Raw genomic sequence first — 24,507 nt, 5'->3', positions numbered from 1 at the left:
TGCTAATAAAATAGAACAACAAATTAATAATTAATGAATTATAATATTACGAATAATATTAGGATAAATCTTATATTATTTTTTTAAATGAGGAAATAAAATCACATCACGAATATTAGAATTATCAGTCAATAACATTATTAAACGATCTATTCCTATACCTAAACCACCAGTAGGAGGCATTCCATATTCTAAAGCTTCTATAAAATCTTCATCTAATTCATGAGCTTCATCATTACCTAATGTTTTTTGCAATATTTGCTCTTCAAAACGTTTTCTTTGTTCAATAGGATCATTTAATTCGCTAAAAGCATTTACCAATTCCTTACCAGCTACAAATAATTCAAATCTTTCAGTTAATTGTGGATTTTGCGGATTTACTTGAGCTAAAGGACTTACCTCTATAGGATAATTAAAAATAAAAGTAGGTTGAATCAAATCTGGTTCTACAAATTTTTCAAAAAAAGCAACTATAATATGACCTTTTTTATAAAAATCTTTCAAAGAAATATTATGTTTTTGGGCCAACTCTTGACACGATGATAAAGATATATTCTCATTAAAATCAATATTAGTTTTTTGTTTAATAATGTCTATCATATCATATTTATAAAAATGATCAAATTTAATCAAATTCCCTTGATAATTAAATTCTAATTTACCTAAAAGTTTATAACAAATATCTTTTAAACATTTTTCTACCAAAGACATCATAATATTCATATCGGCATAAGCTAAATAAGCTTCTATAGTTGTAAATTCGGGATTATGACTAGCATCAATACCTTCATTACGAAATACTTTACCTATTTCATAAATAGCTTTCATACCACCAACAATTAATTTTTTTAAAGAAATTTCTGTAGCAATTCTTAAATAAAAATTAGTGGATAAACTATTATGATAAGTAACAAAAGGTCTAGCATTAGCGCCGCCTACACAAGAATTTAATACAGCGGTTTCGACCTCTAAAAAATTTTCATTATTAAAAAAATCTCTGATAAAACGAATAATTTTTGATCTATCAACGAAAGTTTTACGAGATCGCTGATTAACAATTAAATCTAAATAACGTTTTTTACGCATTATTTCTTTATCTTGTAAACCTTTATATTTATCAGGCAACGGTCGTAAACTTTTACTTAACATTACCAATTTAAAAATTTTAATAGTTAATTCTCCTTTATGAGTTTTGAATAATACACCTGTAACACCAATAATATCCCCCAAATCAGACCAACTATAAATTTGAAACTCTTTTTCCGTAATATTATCGCGTCGTACATAAATTTGTATATCAGATTCAAAATCACGTATATTAGCAAAACCAGCTTTACCTTGTATCCTTTTTAAAATAATTCTACCCGCCACAGAAACTAAACTTTGATCTCGTTCTAATTGATTAACTGTCCAAGATTTATATTTCAACAATAAAGAATTAATTGAGTTAGTTTCTGTAAATTTATTACAAAAAGGTTCTATATTGTTTCTCTTTAAATTATCTAACTTAATTCTTCTAATCGCTTCTTGTTCCGTTATATCTTCTTTATTCATATAATTTAAACTCCTACTTTATAAATCATAACCTATACTATTATACTATTATATTTTTTTCATTAATAATTGTAATAATTATAAATAAAATAATAAATATAAATAAATAAAATAAAAAAAGAATCTTTTTTGCAAAAAAGATTCTTATGATAAGAAAATAATGTGCATAAGCCATGTTCTGTTCTTATTTAATCAATAAGTGTGATCATTTATCTCTATTTTTAAAATAGTATAAAAATTAATTTTTCTTATAAAGGGAATATTAACTTTTATATGCCCCTACCTTTTTTTGGGTTGCTAGCTTGAGGGGTTTACCGCGTTTCACTTGATTATTTCTAATCAATTCGTCTCTGTGGCACTTTATTTTTACATTCATAAACTTATTAATTTATAAAATAAGTTCTTAGAACTTCAAAGCCGTCATTTAAATAAATTTAAATGCCTTAAGTTATTTTTTTCTTAAGCACAAACACTACATACATTTCCCAAGATACGGATAGATTATTTGCGTTTCTTTGATAGTTATCAAATGTTACAAACAGCCCCCGTCCAAACGGTGCGAGCAAGTTTCCAAGCACACCGCTTTCCATAATTTATCCCTTTTTAGGGTTTAACTTCGTGTCGCCACTGGTTAAATGTTTATTCTTGACCTTTTGTTCTTTTTAAATATTATAATATTATTCATTTGTTGGTTGGTTCTTTTGCTATGACAAACCTAACAAAGTATAGTTGTTTTTTTGTTAATCACGCTTCTCCAATTAGAGTCTCTAATGATTTCGACATGACGAATTTCAAAGGATTGATTTTCTAACTAACGACAGACCTCGCATTTTTTGCGCTGTTAACCTTTCGGTTAATTTAGTTCGTCTTTTGAATAAATTCGGATTGATAACTATTTCGGTTATTTCACCTTTATAGTTTCTCATTCTTTTGATTCTTTTCCAGGACAAGTTATCCCGTAACGATAATTATATCTTGCATTAAAGGTCTATTTTATCCTTTTTCGGGAAAATGCACTCTTTAACCGGTTTTTTGGTTATATTGGTTGTGAAAGTATTTTTGGTGATATTTCTTTAATTGGTTTAAGTTCATATCATTTATGATTCTCTCATCTATTCCAGGTGTTCCTACCGCTTTATGATTGGCAACCTGATTAAACGCGAGGTGTTTATTCATTAAGTTTTTTATTTCTCGTTTGAGTTATTATTTTAATGGGTTTTGTTTTAAAGACTGGTCATGAATCTCATTCATTGCCCGTAGAAGCCTCGATATTAATGAATCAAAATCATTTATAGGTTTTACTTATACCTTCCGCGGCCAATGAATAAACAATAAATTACTTTCTTCTTTCGCCCTATAAAGGTCGTTAACCTTCATCTCGGGAGGGCGATTAACTTAATTATTCCAAATCAAGTTTTACTCCTCCGACTACTAAAAAGATTCTTTATCCTTGACTATCAGAACTTTCATATTCTAATTTGTAAATTTAATTACATAGTTTTAGGATTCTCCAAGTTGCTCTAAATATCTACCTTGGTTCTTTAGGAGGAGTAACCATTGTATTAATGGTGAGATTCCAGATTTTAATTGATAAACTATCAAATCCACATACTAAATTGATAGATTCTGGACTGTCCGCTTATAGTAGTTTACGAACAGGTTTGTTAATTACATCTTCTTTTGTCTTCTTAGGCCATTACAGGCTTTTCCTTGGAACCATTCGGTGGCGGTATCGTCTTGACTAACTACTTCGTCTCAATCCGCTTTTAAGAACTGCTGTAATTCTTGAAAGTTTCCCTTCAGGAACCGTTCTTATCCTTTCGGTGTTTATCACACTGGTCATTGGTAAAATGACAAGATAATTAGGCCTCTTTGGCGCCCTATGTGCTAACATGGACTTTCCTAAATCAGAAATTTTTAAATTTTAAAAACATCTAACTTCGATCACCTTCCATTATTCTTATCAACAATTATTTTAACAAATTTTTTAAAAATTAATTATTTATTAATAATTATTTGTCTCAAACTAAAGATAAATCAATTTTACCTTTTTCATTTATAAAAATACATTTAGCTAAAACTTTTTGTCCTACCGAAACAACATCCTCTACACGTTCAACTTTAATATTTGATAATTTACTAATATGAATAAAACCTTCAATTCCAGGAAAAATCTGAACTATAGCAGCAAAAGAATGACCATTTTTTTTATCATATAAAATTTTCATAACAGTAACTTCGTAGACTTTACCTATTTTAATTTCATCTACTAAATTTAAAATATAGTTAGATACTTGATTAACAATATTTTCACTATTATGCATAATAAATATATTGCCATTTTGTTGAATATCAATTTTAACATTATCATAAGTATCAATAATTTGATTAATAATTTTACCACCAGTGCCAATAATATCGCGAATTTTATCTACAGGAATAGTAATCATTTTGACTTTAGGTACATAAGCAGACATATGCTCTCTAGGATTTTGAATAGTCATATTCATTTTTTTTAAAATTTCTATTCTACCCAAACGAGCTTTTTCTAAAACTTCTTGTAAAATATCCAAACTAATACCTTCTATTTTAATATCCATTTGCGCGGCTGTAATCCCTTGAACAGTTCCGGCGATTTTAAAATCCATATCACCTTTTTGATCTTCTAACCCTTGAATATCGCTTAAAATAACATAATCATTTTCGCTAGAAAAAAATAATCCCATTGCTAAACCTGCTACAGGTCTTAATAAAGGAACTCCTGCATCCATCAAAGCCATAGAAGCTGCACAAATAGTTGCTTGCGAAGATGAACCATTAGACTCTAAAATTTCTGATACTACTCTAATAGTATAAGGAAAATCTTTTTCCATAGGAAGTACATGAGATAAAGCTTTTTTAGTTAACATACCGTGCCCAATTTCTCTTCTAGAAGGCATCATATATTTGCCTGTAGAACCTACAGCAAAAGGCGGAGAATTATAATGAACAATAAAAGATTCTTTATCTTCTTCACTCAGATCATCTATCAATTTACATTCGCTTAAAGCGCCAATAGTAACAACTGCTAAACTTTGAGTTTCACCACGAGAAAAAATAGCTGATCCATGAGTACGTGGCAAAATACCTACTTCGGTTTCAATAGATCGAATTTTATTTAAAGTTCGTCCATCAATTCTTCGTTTTTCTTTCAAAACCATTTCTCTCATTAAATCAGTTAATAAATCATTAAAAAGATGCATAAATTGTTCTTTTATTTTTTCTAATTTATGATTTTCACAACTAACTATAGAATTCTGGAATATATCATTATCAATAACAAAATCTTTATCTTCTATATATTTTTCCAAAATAAAATGTTTAAGATTATTAATTGTATCTGAAAAATTTTTTTTAATAAATTTTTTATTAATTTCTGTTTGTAAAGTATTTTTTACAATCTCAAAATATTTAAATTTAAATTTATTATATAAATTAATATCATAATTATTTGTAAGATCAATATTTTTAATGATATTTAAATTATTTATAATTTCTTCCTGAAAAATACATAATTTTTTAATAAAATTATGACCAAATATCATAGCTGATATTAAATCTTTTTCTGAAATTTCTTTAGAACTAACTTCTATCATATTTAATTTTTCTTTAGTTCCGCTTAAAACTAACCATAAATCAGAAATATTCTTTTGTTGAGGATTAGGATTAATAATAAATTGATTATTCACTCGACCCACACAAACCGCTGAAACAGCTTTATAAAAAGGAACATTAGAAATTAAAGCAGCTAAAGAACTACCTAAAATACCAAAAATTTCATTATTACAACTATCATCATTGCTTAAAATAGTATTTACGATTTGAATTTCTTTATTAAAATTTTTATTAAATAAAGGTCTTAATGTTCTATCTATCAAACGAGCATTTAATATTCCTGCATCAGAAGGTTTTCCTTCTCGTTTTGAAAAATTTCCGGGTATTTTTCCTGCTGCATAAAATTTTTCTTGATAAAAAATCATCAAAGGCAAGTAATCTAAACAAACTTCATTATTACCGATAACTAAAACACTCAATAAAACAGTATCTTTATAACGAATTAAAACAGAACTATTAGCTTGTTTAGCTAATTTATTAATCTCTACAATAAGTAAATTATTTTCAAAAGTAGTTTCAAACACTTTTAAAGTCATGAAAATCCCCTTTTTTTCTAAAATAAATGCGAAAAATATCACAAACTACTTTTGAAAATAAAATATTAAAAAATTAAAAATTTTAAATGGCGCCTATGCTAGGGATCGAACCTAGGACATTCTGATTAACAGTCAGATGCTCTACCAACTGAGCTACATAGGCACAAATATAAATTATTATAATAATCCTATTATACCTTATTATAATACGAAAGTTTTTTGGTTTGGTAGAGAATGAGGGGATCGAACCCCCGACCTCCTGCTTGTAAGGCAGATGCTCTCCCAGCTGAGCTAATTCTCTACTACAAATAATTCCGGGCAAACCCCTATCTTGGCAATTCAAATAAATTACTATTGTGGGGACCACAGGTCTTAACTTCTGTGTTCGGGATGGGAACAGGTGGAACCCCTGTGTTAAATCACCCGGAATCTCTCAAAACTAGGCAAATTCTAGTTATTTTTTCCAGCTATCATCAAAGTCGTTGGATCTATTAGTACTAGTCAGCTCCAAATATCACTACTCTTCCACTTCTAGCCTATCAACCTGATCGTCTTTCAGGGATCTCTTAGGGAAATCTCATCTTGAGGGAGGCTTCACACTTAGATGCTTTCAGTGTTTATCCTAACTATACTTAGCTACCCAGCTATGGCTCTGGCGAACCAACTGGTGCACCAGCGGTATATCCATCCCGGTCTTCTCATACTAGGGACAGTTCCTCGCAAATTTCCAACGCCCACGACGGATAGAGACCGAACTGTCTCACGACGTTCTGAACCCAGCTCGCGTACCGCTTTAATGGGCGAACAGCCCAACCCTTGGAACCTGCTCCAGCTCCAGGATGCGATGAGCCGACATCGAGGTCCCAAACCGCCCCGTCGCTGTGAACGCTCGGGGGCGATAAGGCTGTTATCCCCAGGGTAGCTTTTATCCGTTGAGTCACGGCCCTTCCATTCGGTACCGCAAGATCACTAAGTCCGACTTTCGTCCCTGCTCGACTTGTAGGTCTCACAGTCAAGCTCCCTTATACCTTTACGCTCTAAAAATGATTTCTGACCATTTTGAGGGAACCTTTGAACGCCTCCGTTACTTTTTAGGAGGCGACCGCCCCAGTCAAACTGCCCACCAAACACTGTCCCTCATAATCCACTTATGCAGGTTAGAAACTAAAAATCTTAAGAGTGGTATCCCACCGGTGACTCCCTTTAAACTAGCGCCTAAAGTTCTCTGTCTCCCACCTATCCTGTACATAAGATTTCCAATTTCAATATTAAGCTACAGTAAAGCTCCATGGGGTCTTTTCGTCCTGTCGCGGGTAACCGGCATTTTCACCGGTAATTTGATTTCACCGAGACTCTTGTTGAGACAGCGCCCAAATCGTTATGCCTTTCGTGCAGGTCGGAATTTACCCGACAAGGAATTTCGCTACCTTAGGACCGTTATAGTTACGGCCGCCGTTCACTGGGACTTCAATTCAATGCTTTGGGTAAACCCGAACATCTCCTCTTAATCTTCCAGCACCGGGCAGGCATCAGCCCCTATACATCACCTTACGGTTTAGCAGAGACCTGTGTTTTTGATAAACAGTCGCTTGGGCCTATTCTCTGCGGCTTTTACTTTTTATTATAAAAGCTCTCCTTATCCCGAAGTTACGGAGTCATTTTGCCGAGTTCCTTAACAAGAGTTTTCTCGCGCGTCTTAGTATACTCTACCTTCCCACCTGTGTCGGTTTACGGTACAGGTAAAAAAATCATTAACCTTAGAAGCTTTTCTAGAAAATATGAACGCAGTCACGTTACCCTCAAATCTTATTTTTTGGCAAGTAAGAAGACGGATTTGCCTATCTTCTCAAACTCGATTTTTCGACCCTAATCCAATAAAGGGCGTGCTTATCCTCTTTTGTCCCTCCATCAGTGATTTTTTTAGTGCAGGAATTTTAGCCTGCTGGTCATCGACTACGCATTTCTGCCTCGCCTTAGTTCCTGACTAACCCAGGGCGGACGACCCTGCCCCTGGAAACCTTGGGTTTTCGACGGATAGAATTCTCATCTATCTTTTCGTTACTTACACCGGCATTCTCACTTCTAACCTCTCCACTACTGCTTCCGCTATAGCTTCTACGATGTTAGAACGCTTCCCCTACCACATGTTTCTTAACTATTTCTAGTAGAAACATATCCGTAGCTTCGGTATAATGTTTAGCCCCGTTACATTTTCGGTGCAAAAATATTAGATTAGTGAGCTATTACGCACTCTTTAAAAGATGGCTGCTTCTAAGCCAACTTCCTAATTGTTTTAACGTTTTTACTTCCTTAACCACTTAACATTAATTTAGGGACCTTAGCTGACGGTCTGGGCTCTTTCCCTTTTGACCATGGACCTTATCACCCATCGTCTGACTGCTGGGATACGGTTCTTGACATTCGGAGTTTAATTGAGATTGGTACCCCGAGGTGGAGCCCGCACTCATTTAGTGCTCTACCTTCAAGAACTATTAAATACCCAACGCTAGCCCTAAAGCTATTTCGGGGAGAACCAGCTATCTCTGAGTTCGATTGGAATTTCACCTCTAGCCACAAATCATCCAAACACTTTTCAACGTGTCCTGGTTCGGCCCTCCATGACGTGGTCACGTCACTTCAGCCTGTTCATGGCTAGCTCACTTCAGTTTCGGGTCTATGACATACAACTAAACGCCCTATTCAGACTCGCTTTCGCTCCGGCTACGTTCCTTCAAACTTAACCTTGCTCTATATCATAACTCGCCGGTTCATTCTGCAAAAGGCACGCCATCACTCTTAAACGAGCTTTGACTACTTGTAAGCACACAGTTTCAGGATCTATTTCACTCCCCTTCCGGGGTTCTTTTCACCTTTCCCTCACGGTACTAGTTCACTATCGGTCACCAAGGAGTATTTAGCCTTAGGAGATGGTCCTCCTATCTTCCGACAAGATTTCTCGTGTCTCGCCGTACTTAAGGATACCCTAGATTTTAATCTACCTCTACAGGATTTTCACCTTCTAGGATATAGTTTTCCAACTATTTCGAGTTAATTAAAATTTGATAACTAGAAATTGGTATCCGGCTGTTCCGGGTTCGCTCGTCACTACTACCGGAATCGTTATTACTTTCTTTTCCTACAGTTACTTAGATATTTCAGTTCACTGCGTTCCTTTCAATCAATTAGTTACCTAATAAATTGATACTATAACTACTTATAGTAGGTTGCCCCATTCGGAAATCCACGGATCTACACTTATTTACAGCTCCCCGTAGCGTATCGCCGTTAATTGCGTCCTTCATCAGCTCTTGGTGCCTAGGCATCCACTGTGCGCTCTTATTTCCTTTAATGTTCCGGAAAAATAACTATTATTTACCTAATTTTCAAAGAATTTGTGTTCTTACGACACCTATAACTCTGGTGGGCCTAAATGGACTTGAACCACCGACCTCACGCTTATCAGGCGTGTGCTCTAACCAACTGAGCTATAGGCCCTTCGTGAAGTCACGAAGAAAAACTTAGTTATCCTAAGTCTTTCAAAACTGAAGATGATTGATTTTATTGGTTTCCTTAGAAAGGAGGTGATCCATCCCCACCTTCCGGTAGGGATACCTTGTTACGACTTAACCCCAATCATCGACCCTACCTTAGACAGCGCCCTCTCGAATAAACGAGTTAGGCTACCATTTTGGGGTATTGCCAACTTTCGTGGTTTGACGGGCGGTGTGTACAAACCCCGAGAACGTATTCACCGCGACATGCTGATTCGCGATTACTAGCGATTCCAACTTCATGAAGTCGAGTTGCAGACTTCAATCCGGACTGAGACTGTTTTTGGGGATTGGCCAAGAACTTACGTTTCAGCTACCCTTTGTAACAGCCATTGTATCACGTTTGTAGCCCAGGTCATAAGGGGCATGCTGATTTGACGTGATCCTCACCTTCCTCCAGTTTATCACTGGCAGTCTCGTTAAAGTCCCCACCATAACGTGCTGGCAACTAACGATAAGGGTTTCGCTCGTTTTAGGACTTAACCTAACATCTCACGACACGAGCTGACGACAACCATGCACCACCTGTGTTTCTGATAACCTCTACGATATTACTACCGTTTCGCAAAAACATGTCAAGACCTGGTAAGGTTTTTCGGGTATCTTCGAATTAAACAACATGATCCACCGCTTGTGCGGAGTCCCGTCAATTCCTTTAAGTTTCATACTTGCGTACGTACTACTCAGGCGGAGTACTTAATGTGTTAACTTCAGTACCGGTTTAACCCGACACTTAGTACTCATCGTTTACGGCGTGGACTACCAGGGTATCTAATCCTGTTTGCTCCCCACGCTTTCGTGCCTCAGCGTCAGTTAAGACCCAGCGAGCCGCCTACGCCTCTGGTGTTCCTCCATATATTTACGCATTTTACCGCTACACATGGAATTCCACTCGCCTCTATCTAACTCAAGTTTAGCAGTTTCAATAGCCGGACAACGTTGAGCGTTGCCATTACACCACTGACTTACTAGACCGCCTACGCACCCTTTACGCCCAATAATTCCGGATAACACTTGCCCCTTATGTCTTACCGCGGCTGCTGGCACATAATTAGCCGGGGCTTATTCATCAAGTACCGGCAAACAAATGGTTCGCCACTTGCTTTTCTTCCTTGATAAAAGAACTTTACATACCAAAGTACTTCGTCGTTCACGCGGCGTTGCTCGGTCAGAGTTTCCTCCATTGCCGAAAATTCCTTACTGCTGCCTCCCGTAGGAGTTTGGGCCGTGTCTCAGTCCCAATGTGGCTGTTCAACCTCTCAGTCCAGCTACACATCATCGTCTTGGTAGGCCATTACCCTACCAACTAACTAATATGGCGCAAGCCCCTCCTAAAGTATACCTATTACTAGGTCTTTTAAAAGAAATAAGATGCCTTATTTCTTCCTATCCAGTCTTAGCCACTGTTTCCAATGGTTATCCTCGTCTTTAGGGTAGGTTGCTTACGTGTTACTCACCCGTTCGCCACTAAAACCCGAAGGTTTCCGTTCGACTTGCATGTATTAGGCACGCCGCCAGCGTTCATCCTGAGCCAGGATCAAACTCTTCGTAATAAATCATTCAAATAAATAAAAATTATTTATCAGAATATAGTTAATATTTAATAATTTTTTATGATAAAAATATCATAATAAATAATAAAATATCATCTTCAGTTTTCAAAGAAGTAGTTTTAACTGACAATTATATAATCTTACTTAATATACATAAAGATACAAAAATTAATATGGTGGAGGGAGACGGATTCGAACCGCCGTACCTTTCGGAACAGTTTTACAGACTGCTGCGTTTAGCCACTTCGCTATCCCTCCATTTAAAATATTATGAATTATAAATAATTATAATATATATTTATATTTTTTTACTTAAAAAACTTACTAATTGATTTTAACATAATTTAATGATAAAAATATATTTTTTTTTATATATATATAAAAAATTTCAAAAATAAATATTATTTTTTTAATATTTCGAAAATATTATTTTAATTCCTGATGTTTATTATACACAAAAAGAATATTTTTTGGCAAATAATCAGGAATTATCTTGAACATTATAAATATTGTTTAATATTTTTTTAATTTTGGCATTTTTCTGAATATAATTTGTTTATTAATGAGTGTTTGTAAAATAGTATAAGAATTACTTATAACCCAATATAAAGATAACATAAAATCTTCCTGATATTTATTATACACAAAAAGAATATTTTTCGAATATTTTTTGGCAAATAATCAGGAATTATCTTGAACATTATAAATATTGTTTAATATTTTTTTAATTTTTGCATTTTTCTGAATATAATTTGTTTATTAATAATTGTTTGCAAAATAGTATAAGAATTACCTATAATCCAATATAAAGATAACATAGAATCACGAAAAGAGAAAAACATCATAAAAAGAATCATAAAATAACTAAAAAATTTCATCATTTGTTCCGGTTTAATTATATTAGATTCTTTCGAGGTTAATAAAACGTTTTTATTTTGTATAATTTCAGAATTTTTCATTATTAATTTATTCAAAATAAACATACTAAAACCTGTTATTAAAGTTAGTGATATAGAAAAAAATAAATTATCATTATTATTTTCTAATTGTAAATTTATTACACCTAAAAAAGATTTTTGATTATAAATTTTAAAAATACCACCAGGAATACGGAAACGACGTAAAACCCGAAACATAGCCAAAAATAAAAACATCTGACAAAAAGACATTAATAAACTAGAAAACATATTTAAATTATACTTTTTATAAACTCGTATAATCTCTAAATGCATTTTTTTTATTTCCATAGGATTTTTAGATAAAGAATATTTATTTTGAATTTTAGCAATTTCTGGTTGCGCCAAATTCATATTAAAAGCAAAATTATTAGTTTTAGTATAAATAGGCCATGATAAAGTTCTGATTAAAATAGTAGTTAATACAATTCCTAATCCTAAATTACCTAATATAAAACCATCTACTCCGTGAGAACCTATAGAAGAAAAAAAATTTAATAAAGAAGCTATAAAAATAATTAAAAAATTCCAAATATAACCAAAACCTAAAAAATTACTCCACTCTAATTTTGAAGGCCATTGGATAGGTAAATCTTCTTGATCATTCACAAAAATCTTTAAACCTAATTGTGGATTATTAGAAATATCATTTTTTAAAATAAAAAAATTTATTTTTTTCATTTTAGAATCTGAATCTAAATATTTATAACGAATAATATTATTATAATCTTGATTAGATATTTCTTTATTATCATCCAAATCTTTATAAATTTGAAATTTTAATAAATCTTGCGACGAAATTGAATTGATTACATTTGTTTCAGGTTCAATATTTTTTATAAATAACATTTTAAAATCTTTTTCTTTTACAAAACGATTTAAAAAATAACTTCTATTAATTCCTGTTATTACTGTAAAAAATTTTTTTAATATAATAATTTTCTGGTCTAAAGAGATATTAAAATTATTAAAACTAAAATAATATTCTAATCCTAAACATATTTTATTTATTTTTTCCTGTAATTGTTTTTTTACATAATCATTCCAGTTTTTACTATCTAATAAATACCATTTTAAATTACCATTATCTTCAAGTTCACAAACAAAAATATCTAAAAATTTCTGACATTCATATAAATCAAAATTTTTTAATTTCAGTAAATTATTAAATAATTTATCATCTGAAATATCAATATTACTTTCTTTCTTTATAAAAACTTTTAAATCAATAATATTAGGTTTAGCATTAATTTTTTTATTACTAAAAAATAACTCTCTAATGCTAACAGTTATCAACAAACAAAATAAAAAAATAATTACAAATCTTTTTAAAAAAATAAATTTATCATCACTCATATATACAATAAATATCCTTATCAGGAACTTATAAGACGAGATTTTCTCAATAAAACTGATAATTTTACAGATAAATCGACAAAGTTCAATTTTTTTGCTGTCGGTTTAATAATAATAAATACGGATAGATTAATTGCGTTTTATGCAGCGATTTATCTTTGCTGTTTTATTTACAATCAGCCCCCGTCCAAACCGGACAAGCAAGTTTCCAAGCATCCGGCTTTCCCTAATTCACTCTCTCTCGAGAACTAATTTCCCCTCACGGTTGATTAGCTATTTAATTCTTATTGTTCTTGTTTTCTAATATCGTGTATTTGTTAATTGGTTATCTTCTGATGACAATCTTGACACAATACTTCAGTTCTTTTATTCCCGACCCTGTGGCGATGCGCGTTACGAATCGTCCCAATGTGATGAATTTGCAGTGGGGTTGTTTTGTCACAGTTCTCACAACGTTCCGCTTTTAGACGATTAGTGAAATTCGTACGACCTTGGAATATAAATCTATTAATGCTAATATCCGGATTTCCCTTATAGTTACACATTTTTTTAATTCTGTCCCAAGAATAAACATCCCATGGTTCGTAATGGGTTTTTTCTTTATTAAGATAAGAAACACCCCAAGTCGAACCTATCTTGCATTTTTTCCGAACTCTGGCAATTGAAGTTTTCCGTTTCTTTGCCAATGTTTTCAAACAGCTATACTCAGCTAGATAATTTAGATGAAATTAAAACCTTTAGATTGTTAGCTAAACAAAAGTATTGGATAAGTCCTTTGACAATTGTCTTATAGGTCCAAATTATTTCTAATTCGTCTCTCTCTTCGCTAATGTTTCGTCGTGTTTCGTTTTTCCCTTTTTTAACCAATTGTATTCATACCCATATTCTTCGACTTTCGCTTTAGAAATTTGGATTTGAACTTTGCCACTTAAGGAATTATTTGTGGCTTTCTTGTAATCAATTACCTGAAATCTTTGTTTGACACGTTTGATAGCGTCATGACCAGATTTTTTGGTTCTACACTAGGAATGAGAATTCTTTTAACTGGTTTCGGGTTATAACCATTATTGACGTATTCCTGATGGTATCTTTCTAGTTTTCCTAGATTAATTACATCAATGGTCTCATTGTCAACACCCGGTTTTCCTGCCCCTTTGTTAGTGGCAATTTTGTTGAATGCCGTTAACGTGTTGTAAAAGTTATTTATTTCTTGTTGTAGTTCTCTTTTTAAAGAGTAGCCATTTGATGAACAATATTGAATTTTATCCCGTGTTCGCGAAAGTTTAGTTTCTGGTGAAACCGTTGTTGATATCATTTATCAACTTCTTTCTCGATGCCATTGAATAAATAGTAAATTACTATCTTCTTTCGCCCTATAAGAGTGATTAACTCTCTTCTGGGTAAGCCGATTAACTAAATTATTCCAAATTTAGGTTTACCCTTACGACTACTAAGAAGATTCTTTATCCTTGACGATCCGGGCTTTTATTTCCGGATTAGTAAATTTAATTACTTCGTTTTAGGATTCTCCAAGTTACTCTAAATTTCTACCTTAATTCTTTAGGGGAAGTATCCTCTTTGGGAGGCTGATTCCAGGTTTTCTTTTATTGATAAACTACTCAGTACTTTTTATTTATACCAGTAGACTCTGGACTGTCCGTTTCAGCAACTTCCGGAACAGGTCATGTTATTACATCAATTATCTTTTTTAGGCCATTTCAGGCTTTTCCATAGAATTATTTGGTGGCGAGGTCTTCTTGACTAATTTGCTTTCGTCGCAACCCGCTTTTATGGTCTGCTGTAATCTGACATTCTTTCGTTTGTCAGACCGACCATTTCCTTTCAGGGTTTATCGGCCCTGGCTATTGGTTAGATAGCACGAAATTTAGGCCTCTTTGGCGCCCTAAAAAAAACATTAGGTTTTAAAATTGAAGAATAATTATAAATGATTGCCCTTATACGACGTTTAATTAAATTTCTCTCATGAGATTTTCCATATCTTTTGTTAATACTTAAAGCAAATTTAAAATTCAAAGTTTTATTATAATAAATATAATATATTTTAAAAAAATAATTAGCTACACTTTTGTTTTCGTGTTGGAAAATTAAATTAATTTCTTTATTTTTGCTTAAAATAAATTTTTTTTTCATCATAATAATTTTTTAAATTTGATTAATTAAAATATTATAAAAAATAAAAATTTTAATTTTATTCATAATACTAAACTGTTAATTGATAACGTCCTTTAGATCTTCTATTAGATAAAAGACGGCGACCACTAGAATTAGACATTCGTTTTAAAAAACCATGTGTTCTTTTTCGTTTAATTTTACTAGGTTGATAAGTTCTTTTCATTTTTCTTAATATCTTTTCCTTTGGAATATTTTAAATTTCATTAACAACTAAAATAAAACAATAAAAACTATTAATATTAGTTAAATTTCTAATAATAGAGTTTTGCCATTTGTCTTTGCTAGTGTCTTTAAACAACTGAATTCGGTGATGTAGTTCAAGTATGTTATTTAACTTAAATTCCTTTTCATACAAAAATATGAGATAATGCTTTGAACCCTTAATAAGGAGTTAATAATTGTTCTAGCACTTTTAGGATAAATAAAATCGCAACCCGCTTTTATGGTCTGCTATAATCTGATATTCTTTCGTTTGTCAAACCGACCATCTCCTCTCAGAGTTTATCGGCTCTGGCTATTGGTTAGATAGCAGGAAATTTAGGATTCTTAGGAGACCTAATTTAAATTATAAAGATTTTTGATTTAATCCCCATTATTAATAATTTTAACTAAATAAAATTTCTTGAACCTGTTTTTGATCTAATTTTTCTATTAATAGAGTTAATAAATTAATAGTGTGAATTATATCTTGTTGATGAACAATAGACGCGTGAGAGTGTATATAACGAGTAGGTACCGAAATTACTAACGCTGCAGCACCTATATGACGCGTATGCATGGCAGCAGCATCTGTAGTTCCGCCTTCTGGAGCAGCTTCTTGAAAAGGAATATTATTTTTTCGAGCCACTTTTAATACAAATTCTCTTAAAGCTGTATGAGCAACTAATCCGTGATCATAACAAGATATTTGCGGTCCTTTTCCTAAATAACTAATTGATGAATTTTGATTACCAGGAACATCATTAGCAACACACACGTCTACCGCTATAGCAATATCAGGTTTAACCTTATTAGCACTAGTAATAGCCCCTCTTAAACCAACTTCTTCTTGAACTGTAAAAGCGCCTATAAATTGATTAGGATTATTTTGTAATTTGTGTAATACTTCAGTAACAATTAGCACTCCCACACGATTATCTATCGCTTTAGCCAATATAAAATTTTCATCCCCTAAAGTCCGAAATTCTAAATAAGGAGTAATCATATTTCCGATAGTAACTCCTAATTGTTGAGCTGCTTCTTTAGTAGAAACACCTATATCTAAAAACAAATTTTTCATATTAGGAGCTTGATTACGTTCGTTCGAACTTAAAGAATGAGGAGGTTTAGCACCAGTAATACCCCAAATAATACCTTTATTAGTATGAATCTGCCAAAGTTGAGCTAACATAACTGTCGGTAGCCAACCACCTATAGTTTGAAATTTAACAAAACCATTGTCTGTGATTTCGGTTACCATTAAACCAATTTCATCCATATGACCAGCCAACATAATTTTTGGACCATTCTGTCCTTTATAAGCTATTAAACTACCTAAATTATCATATTCTATTTTATTTACTGAAGAAATAATATTATTTTTAACATAATTTGTAATCTGTTTTTCTTGACCAGAAATACCATTTAACATAGTTAATTCTTTCATTTTAATTAATAAATCAGACATTTTTTGATGCGATCTCCTTTTTTCAAAAAAAATTATTTTTTTGATTATTTCACAGTTATTTTCTTATAATTAGAAATTTGATTAATCACAATAAATAGATAGAATAAAGATAAAAAACCAAACAAAACAGAAAAAATTCTTAAAATTATATAAGAAAAATCAATATCTTTTCCTAATAAAAAACAACTTGTCCCAAAAGTTACTAAATAACCGTTTAAACTCCAAATATTCATTTTATTATTTTTCCATCCAAACAAATGCAAAGAAATAAAACAATGAATCATTAAAATATAACTAATAATATTGCTTAAATTTAACAATTTTTTCACAAAAACATTAGTTATTAAAAAAGACAAAAACAAACTACCAGAAATAAGCGATAATAAACATGTTTCTATTAAAAAGAAAAACTTTTTTAATCCTGAATTTTTTTTAAAATTTATAAATACAAAATAATAATTAAATAATAATAATAAAATTCCTAATAAAATATCAATTATTCGGATGCCTTTTATAGAAAAATATTGAGGTTCAAAACATGTCACGGCACTTAATAAAAATAAAATAGTTATTAAAATATTTAAAATAATTTTCTGAAAAGTTATTTTTTTAATTTCATACATATTTGTTGAACCTCTCTAAAAAAATCTATAATAAAATTTGATTTTATTTACAATGTTTCCAGTAACAAATTAATTAATTCCGCTTTTTTCAACTTAGACACTTTATTAATGTTATTTTTTTTTGCTAACTGACGCAAAGTTAATAAATTCATTTTTTGTAAAGATGATAAGTTTATTGTAAATTCATTATCTGCAAGAATATCTAAATTTTTAGATTTTAAATCACCAATATTATCGGTTACAGATTTTTGGGAAATAGTATCTGAAAAATCTTGTTTAATATTTTTTGAATTTAAAGCATAAAAATCTGAATTTAAATCAGATTTCGAAATATCTGTCGAATCTAATGTAGATTTAGAAATATTTTTTGTTAATTTATTTTGCTTAAAATCAAGCAAACTTTTTTGAGATAATTCGATATAAAATTTAAACATTTCAGGTTTATTAATAATTAAATTAGATAAAATTTTACGATTTAAATCAACACCAGCTAATTTTAAACCATATATAAAAGAGGAATAATTCATACCATTTTCTGAACATCCAGCATTAATACGACGAATCCATAAAGAACGCCAATCTCTTTTATTTCTTTTACGACCAACATAAGCATATTGCCAAGAACGCATTACTTGTTCATGAGCAGTTTTATAAATAGTACTTTTAGAACCTACATAACCCTTAGCTAATTTTAATATTTTCTTACGACGTCTACGTCGAGCTGGAACTAAATTGACTTTAACCATGACTCTTCTTCTTTCTTTAGATTTATATAAATTTGCTAAATTAAATTTTTAATACGTTTTAAATCTGAAGAATCTACATAAGTAAATCCTCTTAATTGTCTATTTTGTTTAGTAGTTTTAGAACCGGCTAAATGATTTTTAAAAGCATGTTTGCGTAACCATTTACCAGTTTTAGTAATTTTGATACGTTTTTTTAAACCTTTATGTGTTTTTTTTTTCAAAATCAATTACCATTATTTCTTTCTATTTTTTTAAAACAAAAAACTAAATGCATAACAACATTCAAATAAGCTAATAATTAAAATTAATTAGACTTTAAAGGAACTAACAAAGAATTGATTTGATTTCCTTCTATTTTAGGAGGAATATCTACCTTCGAGACTAAATTTAAAGCTGATATAATTTTCTTAAAAATATCGCTACCAATACTAGGATTTATAGCCATTCTACCTGGCAAAAGCATATTAATTTTTACCTTATGTCCGCTTTTTAAGAAATCTTCGGCTTTTTTAATTTTAACATATAAATCATTATCTTGAATACGAGGGCTTACACAAATAGTTTTAATATTTATTTGATTATGCTGTTTTTTACGATTTTGTTTAATTTTTTTTTGTTGTTCATAATAAAATTTGGAATAATTAACCAAACGCACTACTTTAGGATTGGAATGAGCATTAATTAAAACAAAATCTTCATTTTGCTGTTCAGCTATATCAAATATTTGTTCTTTTTGAAAAATTCCTAATTGTTTTCCTTGATTATTGATAACCAAATATTCTCCGGAAGGAACTTTTTCGTTATATAAAAAACTAATTTTTAAATTTTCTTTTTTATTTTTTTTATGTTTAATAATATGAATAACTCCTTTTTTTACACTATATTTATAATTTTAGCAAAAAAACTAAAATTATTTAAAATAAACTTAACTATTATATATTAATAAAATTTAAATATATTTAATCTTTTTCCGCAAAAAATTAATTTTGCTATTATTCGTAAATAATTAACTCTTATAAGAACTAAAAAAACACAAATCTTATATCTGTCCAATAAATTATTTAATTACCTTACTAACTTGAATATAGGTCAAATTATAAAATTTAAAAATAGATAATTCAATAATAAAACAAAAAATTCTTATTAATAAGACAATTTTACTCATTATTAATTTTAAATTTTTATTTTTAAATTTATTATGATTTATTTTAATTAAATTAATTAACAAAAATAAACTTAAAATACTTTTATAAAGTAAAAAGATTTCAATCAATTAAATCAAAAATTAATTTATTAATTTAAATATCAAAATAATAATTTTATAATTTAAATATTTAAATTATAAAAATTTTAATATGATTAAAAATATAAAAAAAGACTATACACTAGTCTTCTTTCATAATTAAATAACTTTAATTAATTCGGTAAAATTTCAATAATTTTTCCTGAACCAATAGTTTTACCACCTTCACGGAAAGCAAAAGAAGTACCCACTTCTAACGCAACAGGTTTAATTAAATCAACTTCAATAGTCGCATTATCACCTGGCATCGCTACAGCAATATCATTAGGCAAAGTAATAACCCCTGTAACATTAGCAGTTCTAAAGAAGAATTGAGGTCTATAATTAGTTCTGAATGATTTTTTACGACCACCTTCTTCTTCGGTTAAAATATAAACTTCTGCTTTAAATTTAGAATATACCTTTAAAGAATTTGGTTTCACTATTACTTGACCCTTTTTAATATCACTATGTTTAATACCACGTAATAAAATAGCAGCATTATCTCCTGCTTGAATTTGAGTTCTAGATTTTTTAAAAATTTCCAAACCAATTGCGACAGTAGAAGTATCTTTATCTAAACCAAGAATTTGGACTTCTTCGCCTAAAGTTAATTTACCTCTTTCTACTCTACCAGAAGCAGTTGTTCCGCGGCCTGTAATAGAATATATATCTTCAATAGGCATCAAAAAAGGTTTATCGATATCACGAATAGGCAAAGGTAATTTATCCAATTCTGCTACTAAATCTGCAATTTTAGATAAATAACTTTGATCACCATCTAAAGCTTTTAAAGCGGATCCTTGAATAATAGGAATTTCTGACCCATTATAACCATTTTTAGTTAAAATTTCACGTATTTCATGTTCTACCAAAGGTATTAAATCAGGAATAGCTTTATCACATTTATTTAAAAAAACTATTAAATTAGGAACTCCTACGTGTTTAGCTAATAAAATATGTTCGCGAGTTTGAGGTTGAGCACCATCAGCAGCCGAAACTACCAAAATAGCTGCGTCCATTTGAGCTGCTCCAGTAATCATATTTTTAATATAATCCTTATGACCAGGACAATCAATATGAGCATAATTACGAGTGTCACTTTCATATTCCAAATGATGAGCATTAATAGTAATACCACGCTCTTGTTCTTCAACGGTTTTATCTAAAGTTTTAATATCTTTACGAAATTTAGCTAAATTTTTTGCGGCTAAATAATTATTAATAGCCAAACTTAAAGTGCTTTTTCCGTGATCTACATGACCAAGAGTTCCTACATTTAAATGAGGTTTAATTATTTGTGCTTCTTCTTTAATATTTATTTTTTCTTTTGACATTTTATTTTTTTTCTCCATTTAATATTTTTGTACTAAAATAATTAATTAATTATTTATAATTACCGAAATATTAATAAATAATACAGATAGATTAATTGCGTTTTATACAACGATTTATATTTGCTATTTTATTTACAATCAGCCCCCGTCCAAACAGTGTGATCAAGTTTCCAAACACACCACTTTCCATAATTTACTCTCTTTCGAGAACTAATTTTTCCTTGCGGCTCATTAGCTATTTATTTATTCTTATTGTTCTTATTTTTCTGATATCATGTATTTGTTGGTTGGTTATCTTCCGATGACAAACTTTACACAACAATCTTGTTCTTTCATGATCTTTTGGCAATTCGCATTGTGAATTGTCCCAATATGATGAATTTACAGTGAAGTTGTTCTGTCGCAATTCTCACAACGTTCCGCTTTTAAGCGGTCAATTAGAGTTGTTTCAGACATTTTCGTATTAACCGATCTTTGATAGTCGGTAGACCTAGGGGTCTGATTCTTTTATTATCATGAGGAATGAGAATTCTTTTAACTGGTTTCGGATTATAACCCTTGTTGACGTATTCCTAGATGGTATCTTTCTAGTCTTTCTAGATTAACCCCATCAATGGTTTCATTGTCAACATCTGGTGTGTCCTCCCTTTTGTTAGTGGCAATTTTATTAAATGCGGTTAACGTGTTATAAAAGTTATTCATTCCTTATTGTAGTTCTCTTTTTAAAGAGTAACCATTTGATGAACAATATTGAATTTTATTCCATTTTTGTGAAAGTTTAGTTTCTGGTGAAACCGTTGTTGACATAATATCAACCTCTTTCTCGATGCCATTTTAAATAAATAGTAAATTACTTTCTTCTTTCGTCCTATAAGAGTGATTAACTCTCTCTTCTGGATAAGACGATTAACTAAATTATACCAAATTTAGGTTTACCCTTACGACTACTAAAAAGATTCTTTATCCTTGACCATCCGGACTTTTATTTCCGAATTAGTAAATTTAATTACTTCGTTTTAGGATTCTCCAAGTTACTCTAAATTTCGACCTTAATTCTTTAGGAGAAGTATCCTCTTTAGGAGGCTGATTCCAGGTTTTCTTTAGCTGATAAACTACTCAATATTGTAAGATGTATTAGTAGATTCTGGATTGTCCGTTTAAGCAACTTCCGAAACAGATCTTATGATTACCTCAATTTTCCTTCTTAGGCCATTTCAGGCTTCTCCGTAGAATTATTCGGTGGCGGAGTCGTCTTGACTAATTTGCTTTCGTCGCAACCCGCTTTTATGGTCTGCTGTAATTCGGCATTCTTTCGTTTGCCAAACCGACCATCTCCTTTCAGAGTTTATCGGCCCTGGCTATTGGTTAGATAGCAGTAAAGTAAATTTAGGCCTCTTTGGCTCCCATGTTATATCTATAAATTTTATTTATTACGTGATTCCATAATTTTATTAGCGATATGGTCAGGAGCTTTTTCATATTTAAAAAATTCCATAGAAAAATTAGCTCTTCCTTGAGTATTAGAACGCAAACTACTGGAATATTTAAACATTTCTGCTAAAGGAACAAAAGCCTGAATTTTCATAACCATACCTATATTTTCTTGATTCTCTAAACGACCTCTACGCGAAATTAAATCTCCGATAACATTACCAATATATTCATGAGGAGTAATTAATTCTAATTTCATAATAGGTTCTAAAATAACAACTAATTTGCTATTGCGTAATTTTCGCAAAGCTGCTGCTGCAGCAGATTTAAAAGCAAATTCCGAAGAATCCACTTCATGAAAAGCACCACTAAATAAAGTTGCTTTAATATCAGTCAAAGGATAACCAGCGATTATACCACTAGATAAAGATTCTTGTAAACCTTTAGATACAGCCGGAATATAATTTTGCGGGATAGCACCATATTTAACATTATTAACAAATTCAAAACCTTTTCCAGGATTAGGTTCAAATAAAATTTGAACATAACCATACTGCCCGCGGCCTCCTGTTTGATGTTTACATTCTCCGTCAACTTCTATAGAACTAATTAAAGTTTCTCGATAAGCCACTTGAGGTTCTGACACTTTTACTTGAATTTGAAATTCTCTTTTTAAACGTTCCATGAGAACATCCAAATGTAAATCACCCATTCCAGCAGCAATCATTTGTTTTGACTCTGGATCTACAGTAAATTTAAAAGTCGGATCTTCTTGAGTAAAACTAAACAAAGCAGAACTAATTTTGTCCTGTTCTTTGGAAAAAACAGGTTCTACTGCAACTTGTAAAACTGGTTCAGGAAAACTCATTTTTTCTAACAAAATAAAATCATTTTCATATGTCAAAGTGTCGCCTGTAATAGTATTTTTTAAACCAATTACGGCTACAATATCACCAGCATAAGCTTCTTTAATATCTTGTCGAGAATTAGCATGCATTAATAATAAACGTGAAGCACGTTCTGTAATATTTTTATTATTATTTTGCACATAAGAACCAGATTTTAAACAACCTGAATAAATACGTATAAAGGTTAAACGTCCAAAAGAATCCGTCATAACTTTAAAAGCTAATGCGATAAAAGATTCTTTAAAATTAATTTTACGAACAATAGGTTGTTCATTTTTATCATAACCATTAATGTTGGGTAAATCTAAAGGTGAAGGCAAAAAATCTACTAAAGCATTTAATAAAGGGACAATACCTTTATTTTTTAAAGCTGAACCACATAAAACTGGAAAAAAATTAACTTCTAAAGTGGCTTGACGAAGTGCTTTTTTAATGAGAGTAGAAGAAATAGGCTTATTTTCCAAAAGATTATTTAATAATTCGTCATTTAAAGAAGCTAGTTTATCTATTAATATTTGTCTTTTGGAATTAACAAGTTCTTTTAGTTCTTCAGGAATAGGAATTAATTGATTTTCTCGATCAGGACTAGAAGAATATTCCCAAGCTTGCATTTCTATTAAATCAACAAAACCACGAAAATTATTTTCTACACCGATAGGCCATTGAATGGCATAAGCAAAAACATTTAATCTTTTCTCTAAACTAGCGATAGCATTTTCAAAATTAGCCCCTAATTTATCAATTTTATTAACAAACACAATTCGAGGAACTTTATAATAAGTTGCTTGACGCCAAACTGTTTCTGTTTGTGGTTCTACTCCGGCTTGAGCATCTATAACTACTACACCACCATCCAAAACACGTAAAGAACGATTAACTTCTGAAGAAAAATCAATATGTCCTGGAGTATCAATAATATTAATTTTACAATTATTCCAAAAAACAGTAGTAGCAGCTGATGTAATTGTAATTCCTCTTTCTTTTTCTTGATCCATCCAATCCATTTGCGCTAAACCTTCATGAGTTTCTTTAGCTATACGAATTTTTCCGGTATAAAATAAAATTCTTTCAGTAGTAGTAGTTTTTCCTGCATCGATGTGAGCCATAATACCAATATTACGTATTTTACTTAATTCTAATTCAATTCCCATATTGCCTCCT

16 protein-coding genes, 4 tRNA genes, 3 rRNA genes and 1 other RNA gene are annotated in these 24,507 nt (G+C 30.9%); all 24 read right to left on the bottom strand.

The annotated features are described in order from the left end of the window. Nucleotides 1-75 precede the first annotated feature (75 nt). The 24 genes from lysS to fusA all read right to left on the bottom strand — a co-directional run bounded on the left by lysS (nucleotide 76) and on the right by fusA (nucleotide 24,497). A complete protein-coding gene (lysS, locus tag H7686_RS00695; protein ID WP_193621755.1) occupies nucleotides 76-1,554 on the bottom strand; it encodes a lysine--tRNA ligase in 1,479 nt (492 codons plus the stop codon). Nucleotides 1,555-1,716: 162 nt separating this feature from the next. Then, nucleotides 1,717-2,104, bottom strand: an RNA gene (rnpB, locus tag H7686_RS00690) — RNase P RNA component class B. Between the two features lie 1,471 nt (nucleotides 2,105-3,575). Further along, complete coding sequence (locus H7686_RS00685; RefSeq protein ID WP_193621754.1) at nucleotides 3,576-5,744, bottom strand: polyribonucleotide nucleotidyltransferase; 2,169 nt, start codon at nucleotides 5,742-5,744, stop codon at nucleotides 3,576-3,578. A gap of 87 nt (nucleotides 5,745-5,831) precedes the next feature. Beyond that, nucleotides 5,832-5,907, bottom strand: a tRNA-Asn gene (locus H7686_RS00680). A 62-nt stretch (nucleotides 5,908-5,969) separates the two neighbouring features. Then, nucleotides 5,970-6,045, bottom strand: a tRNA-Val gene (locus H7686_RS00675). 12 nt (nucleotides 6,046-6,057) lie between these two features. Next, nucleotides 6,058-6,171 (bottom strand): 5S ribosomal RNA (gene rrf / locus H7686_RS00670). A 43-nt stretch (nucleotides 6,172-6,214) separates the two neighbouring features. Further along, nucleotides 6,215-9,094 (bottom strand): 23S ribosomal RNA (locus tag H7686_RS00665). Nucleotides 9,095-9,162: 68 nt separating this feature from the next. Next, nucleotides 9,163-9,239: transfer RNA gene (locus H7686_RS00660), tRNA-Ile, on the bottom strand. A 79-nt stretch (nucleotides 9,240-9,318) separates the two neighbouring features. Continuing rightward, nucleotides 9,319-10,848, bottom strand: a 16S ribosomal RNA gene (locus H7686_RS00655). The 16S, 23S and 5S rRNA genes sit together here with 4 tRNA genes alongside, the layout of an rRNA operon. A gap of 174 nt (nucleotides 10,849-11,022) precedes the next feature. Beyond that, nucleotides 11,023-11,106 (bottom strand) — tRNA-Tyr (locus tag H7686_RS00650). Between the two features lie 455 nt (nucleotides 11,107-11,561). Then, on the bottom strand, nucleotides 11,562-13,160 hold the full coding sequence (locus H7686_RS00645; protein WP_193622174.1) for a YidC/Oxa1 family membrane protein insertase: 1,599 nt from the start codon (nucleotides 13,158-13,160) through the stop codon (nucleotides 11,562-11,564). Between the two features lie 317 nt (nucleotides 13,161-13,477). After that, nucleotides 13,478-13,855: a hypothetical protein gene (locus H7686_RS00640; RefSeq protein WP_444517549.1), complete on the bottom strand. Its 378-nt coding sequence runs from the start codon at nucleotides 13,853-13,855 to the stop codon at nucleotides 13,478-13,480. A 10-nt stretch (nucleotides 13,856-13,865) separates the two neighbouring features. Continuing rightward, the gene (locus tag H7686_RS00635; protein WP_249175820.1) at nucleotides 13,866-14,027 is read right to left on the bottom strand and encodes a hypothetical protein; all 162 of its coding nucleotides are present in this window, start codon (nucleotides 14,025-14,027) and stop codon (nucleotides 13,866-13,868) included. 94 nt (nucleotides 14,028-14,121) lie between these two features. Next, entirely contained in the window at nucleotides 14,122-14,475 is a 354-nt protein-coding gene (locus H7686_RS00630; protein WP_304515068.1) for a hypothetical protein, read from the bottom strand. Between the two features lie 554 nt (nucleotides 14,476-15,029). After that, nucleotides 15,030-15,314, bottom strand: a complete 285-nt coding sequence (rnpA, locus tag H7686_RS00625) for a ribonuclease P protein component (protein ID WP_193621936.1) — start codon at nucleotides 15,312-15,314, stop codon at nucleotides 15,030-15,032. Between the two features lie 67 nt (nucleotides 15,315-15,381). Further along, nucleotides 15,382-15,516, bottom strand: a complete 135-nt coding sequence (rpmH, locus tag H7686_RS00620) for a 50S ribosomal protein L34 (protein ID WP_078122845.1) — start codon at nucleotides 15,514-15,516, stop codon at nucleotides 15,382-15,384. 441 nt (nucleotides 15,517-15,957) lie between these two features. Further along, the gene (locus H7686_RS00615; protein ID WP_193621935.1) at nucleotides 15,958-17,019 is read right to left on the bottom strand and encodes a M42 family metallopeptidase; all 1,062 of its coding nucleotides are present in this window, start codon (nucleotides 17,017-17,019) and stop codon (nucleotides 15,958-15,960) included. 44 nt (nucleotides 17,020-17,063) lie between these two features. Then, entirely contained in the window at nucleotides 17,064-17,642 is a 579-nt protein-coding gene (locus H7686_RS00610) for a hypothetical protein (protein WP_193621934.1), read from the bottom strand. Nucleotides 17,643-17,689: 47 nt separating this feature from the next. Further along, the gene (gene rplT, locus H7686_RS00605; RefSeq protein WP_193621933.1) at nucleotides 17,690-18,388 is read right to left on the bottom strand and encodes a 50S ribosomal protein L20; all 699 of its coding nucleotides are present in this window, start codon (nucleotides 18,386-18,388) and stop codon (nucleotides 17,690-17,692) included. A 35-nt stretch (nucleotides 18,389-18,423) separates the two neighbouring features. After that, nucleotides 18,424-18,612: a 50S ribosomal protein L35 gene (gene rpmI, locus H7686_RS00600; RefSeq protein WP_193621937.1), complete on the bottom strand. Its 189-nt coding sequence runs from the start codon at nucleotides 18,610-18,612 to the stop codon at nucleotides 18,424-18,426. An 80-nt stretch (nucleotides 18,613-18,692) separates the two neighbouring features. Next, nucleotides 18,693-19,205, bottom strand: a complete 513-nt coding sequence (gene infC, locus H7686_RS00595; protein ID WP_304513325.1) for a translation initiation factor IF-3 — start codon at nucleotides 19,203-19,205, stop codon at nucleotides 18,693-18,695. 599 nt (nucleotides 19,206-19,804) lie between these two features. Then, nucleotides 19,805-21,007, bottom strand: coding sequence for an elongation factor Tu (gene tuf / locus H7686_RS00590; protein WP_193621931.1), 1,203 nt, complete (start codon nucleotides 21,005-21,007; stop codon nucleotides 19,805-19,807). A 549-nt stretch (nucleotides 21,008-21,556) separates the two neighbouring features. Then, entirely contained in the window at nucleotides 21,557-21,709 is a 153-nt protein-coding gene (locus H7686_RS00585; RefSeq protein WP_193621930.1) for a hypothetical protein, read from the bottom strand. 721 nt (nucleotides 21,710-22,430) lie between these two features. Beyond that, nucleotides 22,431-24,497, bottom strand: a complete 2,067-nt coding sequence (gene fusA, locus H7686_RS00580) for an elongation factor G (protein WP_193621929.1) — start codon at nucleotides 24,495-24,497, stop codon at nucleotides 22,431-22,433. Between the last annotated feature and the right edge of the window lie 10 nt (nucleotides 24,498-24,507).

It is taken from the genome of Candidatus Phytoplasma asiaticum, from assembly GCF_015100165.3.
In the GTDB taxonomy this organism is placed as follows: domain Bacteria; phylum Bacillota_I; class Bacilli_A; order Acholeplasmatales; family Acholeplasmataceae; genus Phytoplasma; species Phytoplasma citri.
The sequence above is the reverse complement of the archived record's forward strand: the minus strand, read 5'-3'. Positions and strand labels throughout refer to the sequence as shown.